The following is a 5,829-nucleotide window of genomic DNA, read 5'->3' on the forward strand; positions in this document are numbered from 1 at the left end:
TCGTCCGCGCGCATGTTGCCGCCAAGGAAGCGAATATCCGGCTCATCGTCGGCGCGCATTTCCAGTTGACGAACCCGGACGGGACGCGCGCCCTCGCCTTCACCGCCCTTGCCATGAATCGCAACGGCTATGGGAACCTGTCGGAACTCATTACCCTTGCGCGCACCCGCACGTCGAAAGGCACGTACCTGCTGACGCCAAACGACCTCGCACGGCCAGAAGCGCCGTATGAACACCTGAAAGGTCTGCCGGACTGCCTCATCATCCTTTCGCCGGGATACCCGGCGAAGGAGGAGCGACTGGATGCACAGATGGAATGGCTCGCGCGCACGTTCGAGGGCCGTTGCTGGGCGGCGCTGACGCTCCACGCTCGCGCGATGGACGACATCCATCGCGGCATCGTCGAGTATGTCGCCGACCAGCACGGGGTCCCGATCGTGGCCACCGGTGGCGTCACCATGCACGTTCGCTCCCGCAAGCCGCTGCAGGATACGCTGACGGCCGTGCGCTTGAACCGGTCGATTGCCGAGTGCGGGTTCGAACTGGCGCAGAACGCCGAGCAACACCTTCGCGCCCGCCTACGGCTTGCGAATCTCTATCCCGAGCGGGCGCTGGCCGAGACGCTGACAATTGCGAGCAGCTGCACCTTCTCGTTGGACGAACTGCGTTACGAATACCCTGACGAACTGATCCCGGAAGGCACCACGCCGACGGCGTATCTCCGGCAGGAGACGTACATCGGCGCGCATCGCCGTTTCCCGGCAGGCATCCCGCACAAGGTGCAGACGCAGATCGAGCACGAACTGGCGCTCATCGCCGAGCTTCGGTACGAGCCGTACTTCCTGACCGTGTATGACCTTGTTCGCTTCGCGCGCAACGAGGGAATCCTGTGTCAGGGTCGCGGGTCGGCGGCCAACTCCGCGGTCTGCTACTGCCTGGGCGTGACCGAGGTCGATCCCGCGCGCAGCTCGATGCTGTTCGAGCGGTTCATTTCGAAAGAGCGCGGCGAACCGCCCGACATCGACGTGGACTTCGAGCACCAGCGGCGCGAAGAAGTCATCCAGTACATCTATCGCAAGTACACACGCACCCGCGCGGCGCTCGCGGCCGCCGTGACGACATATCGGCCCAAGAGTGCCTTACGCGACTCGGGCAAGGCGCTTGGCGTCGATCCGGTCATCGTCGACAAGGTGGCCAAGTCGCACCACTGGTTCGACTCCAGCGCGGACCTGCTCAATCGCTTCGTTGAATCGGGACTCGATACCTCGACGCCGATCATTCAGCAGTGGGCGAGTCTCGCGTCGCAATTGCTGAATTTCCCGCGTCACCTGTCGCAGCACATCGGCGGCTTCGTCATTGCGCGCGGCAAGCTCTCGCGGCTCGTGCCGATCGAAAACGCCGCGATGGTCGATCGCAGCGTGATCCAGTGGGATAAGGACGACCTCGAAGCGCTGGAGCTGCTCAAGATCGACGTGCTCGCGCTCGGCATGCTGTCAGCGATCCGGCGCACGCTCGACCTGATCGCCAAGCAGCGTGGTGAGCCATTTGAATTGCAGGACATCCCCGCAGAAGACGCGAAGACGTACGAGATGATCTGCCGCGCTGATACGGTTGGCGTCTTTCAAATCGAATCGCGTGCGCAGATGAGCATGTTGCCGCGCCTGCAGCCGCGGAAGTTCTATGACCTCGTGATCGAGGTGGCGATCGTGCGACCGGGACCGGTGCAAGGCGGCATGGTGCATCCATACCTGCGCCGGCGGCAAGGACTAGAAGCGGTGTCGTTTCCCTCACCTGAGATGGAGACCGCGCTCGCTCGCACGCTGGGCGTGCCGATCTTCCAGGAGCAGGTAATGCAGGTCGCCATGCTCGCGGCAGGCTTCAGCGCCGGCGAGGCCGACCAGCTTCGCCGCGCGATGGCCGCGTGGAAGCGTAAAGGCGGCCTGCAGCACTACTACGATCGCATCGTGAACGGCATGCTTGAGCGCGGCTACGATCGCGAGTTCGCGGAATCTATCTTCGCGCAGATCCAAGGCTTCGGCGAGTACGGCTTTCCGGAGAGCCACGCGGCGAGCTTCGCGCTGCTCGTCTATGCGAGCTGCTGGCTCAAATGTCACGAACCGGCCGCGTTCCTCTGCGCGATGCTCAACAGCCAACCGATGGGCTTTTACTCGCCTTCGCAACTGGTCCAAGACGCGAAGCGCCATAAGGTCCGCGTGCTGCCGATCGACGTCACGATTAGCAACCGGGATTCATTCCTCGAAGGCGACGGTTCAATGGCGCCGGTGCGGCTCGGTATGTCGCTGATTCGCGGGATGCGAGACGAGTCCGCTGCACGCATAGAAGCCGCGCGAGCGGTGCGCCCTTTCGAGTCGGTCAACGACCTTGCGAACCGTGCGCGGCTCGATCGTCGCGACCTCCAGTTGCTCGCGGACGCAAACGCCCTATCGGCGCTATCTGGCAATCGGCGTGAGGCGCTTTGGCAGGCGGTGGCAGCCGTGCCTGATAAGGACTTGTTGCGCGCTACGACGCGCGAGGAAGAACTGCCGCTGCTTGCCGCACCTAACGAGGCGCAGGAGATCGTGAGCGACTATCGCTCGACGGGCCTGACGTTGAACCGGCACCCTCTCGCGTTGCTGCGCGAACGGCTCAACGAGAAGAAGATCTTTGCGGCCTCGAAGCTCGCCACCTATCCAACGGGCGGCTTGCCAAGGCGTGCGGCATCGTCACCGTGCGTCAGCGTCCGGGCACAGCGAACGGGGTCCTCTTTATTACCCTGGAAGACGAGACCGGCCAGATCAACGTTATCGTCTGGCCGTCGTTGGTCGAGAAGTTCAGGAAGGAAGCGCTGGGAGCCTCGCTGCTCGGCGTCTATGGCGTCTGGCAGAAGGAAGGCGAGGTCAAGCACCTTGTCGCGAATCGACTCGTCGACATGACGACGCTCCTTGGCAACTTGGCCACGTCGAGCCGCAACTTTCACTGACGTCAGACCGCTGACGGAAACCGACCCACAGGCGTCATTCGGCCCAACGTTTGCGACCGTCCGCTGTGAAAACATTAAGCCGACGTTCGCAAGCCCTTTGTTATGTATTGCCGGCTTTCGTCCGCAAGCATGGTTGATGCTGTCCGCATCGACTACTGGAATTCGCGCAATATTCAGTCCGTCGATCTCTTTCGGTGACAGTCCGCGCAGCTCGCTGATCGAGGTATTGCCGCCTTCCCTCGGCGGCGGCGGTACATGAATATTCAGATCACGCGTTGATCGGCAAATTAATCGATCGCAATCGATAGCTGCCTCTGGTCACGCAGCCGCGAACATCCGCGGAATCCGCTGCAGTTCTCAGGCAACACGTCTGCACCCTTCAATGCGCAGGCCATCGGTGATCTCTTTGACGCGCTCCCAATTCGCCGAGGTCAAGGCGACCATCAAAAAGGCAATGGACGGTAATAACGGCGGCTTTGACTGCTGGACGTTCCGAAGAAATTTGAGTGGAGCAAGCAGATGACAACCGTCGCGGAATAGCAAGCGATGTATTGCGGAAAGATGTCACGGCTCAACTCGCGCCGAATATAGCACCGACCGCGGATGCCACACCCATCGAAAGCGCGCTCCAGAAAGCCACCCGTAATACACCAGGACCCACTTTCGCTCCTCCGACGCGCGCGGCAAGTCCGCCAAGGATCGCTAGGGAAACCAGCGCCGTCGCCGCGATACTTGGGGCCACCCATCGCTGCGGGGCGAGCGCCGTGACGATGAGCGGCAAAGCGGCTCCAACCGAAAAGCTGCTGGCTGACGCTAGCGCGGCCTGCAACGGATTTGCAGCGGTCGTTTCCGAAATACCCAATTCGTCGCGGGCATGTGCGCCGAGTGCGTCGTGAGCCATTAAAGCCTGCGCAACCTGTTTGGCAAGCGCCATGTCGAGGCCGCGCCGGACGTAAATCGCCGCCAACTCTCGGTGCTCGCGCGCGCCATCCGCATCGAGCTCCGCCTGCTCTTCGGCGAGCGCCGCTGTTTCAGTATCCGCCTGCGACGAGACCGATACGTACTCGCCTGTCGCCATCGACATCGCGCCAGCTACCAATCCAGCCAGGCCGGTCAGCAGCAGATGGCCGTGTTCGGCGTGCGCGGACGCGACGCCGATTATCAGACTTGCCGTCGAAATGATGCCGTCGTTCGCGCCAAGGACCGCAGCGCGTAGCCACCCGATCGCCTTGATTCGATGCGGTTCCTTGTGAGCCTTGGCCATTGGCGGACCCTAGCGGTCTCGACCCTGATCACGCGACGGCCCTGCGTGGGGCAGCATCCTTTGCAGCACACGGTCCTTCAGGACAAAGCGGTGGAACAGCGCTGCGACGACATGCAGACCAATCAACGCGAAAAGCACCCATGCGAGGATGCCGTGCACATCCCCCATCGCGTGGCCGAAGGCCGAGCCCGGTTCGCTCAGCGCCGGATAGGACACCACGCCCAGCAAGCGGACCGTCCAGCCTCGTGAGGACGCATTGATCCAGCCGAGCAGCGGCACCAGCACCAGGGCGGCGTAGAGGAGAACATGCGTTATGCGCGAGACGACGCTGAGTAGTGGTGGCAGTTCATCCGGCGTGGGCCAATGCGTCAATCGCCAGATCACCCGGATTGCCATGACGGCGACGAGCGTCGCGCCCACCCCAAGATGCCAGGCGATCAGATTAACCGGCTGCGTGTCTTTGTGGACGTCCGGCATCGTCCAGCCGATTGCAAATTGCATTGCGACCAACAGGACGGTTAGCCAGTGCAGTGTGCGTGCGACTGTGTCATATGCCGGACGCTGCATTCCGTAAACCTTCGCCATTCTTGCTCCTCAAGTTTTCACGACTTGATGAATTGATGGGGGGTGCGCAGCCTGCGAATCTTGAGCTGATGGCCTGAAAAAAGCACTACGCAAATCCGATAGATGCTAGCGACATTACCTTAAGAAAACCTGATGCCGGGGAGGGGCGATCTGGATGCTCGACTCCGCTGCTGTTTCCGCACAGCCCCCAACGTAGGTTCAGCACGGCCGGAAAGCCGGGAGGCCGGGGTTTTCCACTTGAGTCACGGAAATAGTTTGCGCGTTAGCAGGCAGCGTCGCGGGCCGGTTTCTTGCTATCGGTCCGTTGCATCGTCAATCAACGCTCTTCATTCGGAACCCACATGCGCCTGCTAAACCGTCTGGCTATTTCAATGGTTTTGCCACTGGCCTCCTGCGCGATTGGACCATCAAGTTCAACTGACACGGGCTTCGGCGCATCGCCCGCCATGCCGGCTCCGGAATCGTCGTTGGTTCCGATGGTCAACATCGCGCCCGTTCAGGCACGCCCCGACGGTTTTATGCCCGCCGCACCCGCAGGCTTTCGCGTCACCGAGTTTGCCGGTGGCCTCGCGCACCCGCGCTGGCTTTACACGCTGCCCAATGGTGACGTACTGGTCGCGGAAAGCGACGCGCCAAAAGAACACGATGAAGGCAGCAGCCTATTCGGCTGGGTCAGAAAGCAGGTCATGAAGCGCGCCGGCGCCGGTGTGCCGAGCCCCGATCGCATTGTGCTGTTGCGCGATGTGGATGGCAGCGGCGTCGCGAGGACTCAGACAGTGTTTATGGGCGGGCTCCACTCGCCGTTCGGGATGGCGCTCATTGGCAATCAACTCTATGTTGCCGATACGGACGCTCTGTTGCGTTTCAACTATGTGACGGGCACCACCCAGATTACCAGCCCCGGCGTCAAGGTAGCCGACTTACCGGCCGGGCCGATCAACCATCACTGGACCAAAAATATCCTGGCCGACCGCTCCGGCAAGCATCTGTACATCACGGT

Annotated in this window: 2 protein-coding genes and 2 pseudogenes; 2 read left to right on the forward strand and 2 right to left on the reverse strand. The window is 61.9% G+C overall.

The window, feature by feature from the left end; all coding sequences use genetic code 11:
- Positions 1–2,980, forward strand: a pseudogene (locus AWB81_RS47770) (error-prone DNA polymerase); the annotation flags it as partial.
- Positions 2,981–3,551: 571 nt separating this feature from the next.
- Here the strand turns inward: AWB81_RS47770 and AWB81_RS39850 are convergent.
- Complete coding sequence (locus AWB81_RS39850; protein WP_062643812.1) at positions 3,552–4,244, reverse strand: VIT1/CCC1 transporter family protein; 693 nt, start codon at positions 4,242–4,244, stop codon at positions 3,552–3,554.
- Between the two features lie 9 nt (positions 4,245–4,253).
- Positions 4,254–4,829 carry a cytochrome b gene (locus AWB81_RS39855; protein ID WP_087135535.1) on the reverse strand — a complete coding sequence of 192 codons (576 nt, stop codon included), beginning with the start codon at positions 4,827–4,829 and terminating at the stop codon, positions 4,254–4,256.
- Positions 4,830–5,170: 341 nt separating this feature from the next.
- Between AWB81_RS39855 and AWB81_RS39860 the strand changes: the two are divergent.
- Positions 5,171–5,829 (forward strand): annotated as a pseudogene (locus AWB81_RS39860) (sorbosone dehydrogenase family protein); the annotation flags it as partial.

Source organism: Caballeronia arationis (assembly GCF_001544975.2).
Classification (GTDB): Bacteria; Pseudomonadota; Gammaproteobacteria; order Burkholderiales; family Burkholderiaceae; genus Caballeronia; species Caballeronia arationis.

Bases quoted from the DNA above. Each gene is read 5' to 3' on its own strand.
- AWB81_RS39850 (WP_062643812.1), bottom strand. From the start codon at position 4,244: ATGGCCAAGGCTCACAAGGAACCGCATCGAATCAAGGCGATCGGGTGG.
- AWB81_RS39855 (WP_087135535.1), bottom strand. From the start codon at position 4,829: ATGGCGAAGGTTTACGGAATGCAGCGTCCGGCATATGACACAGTCGCA.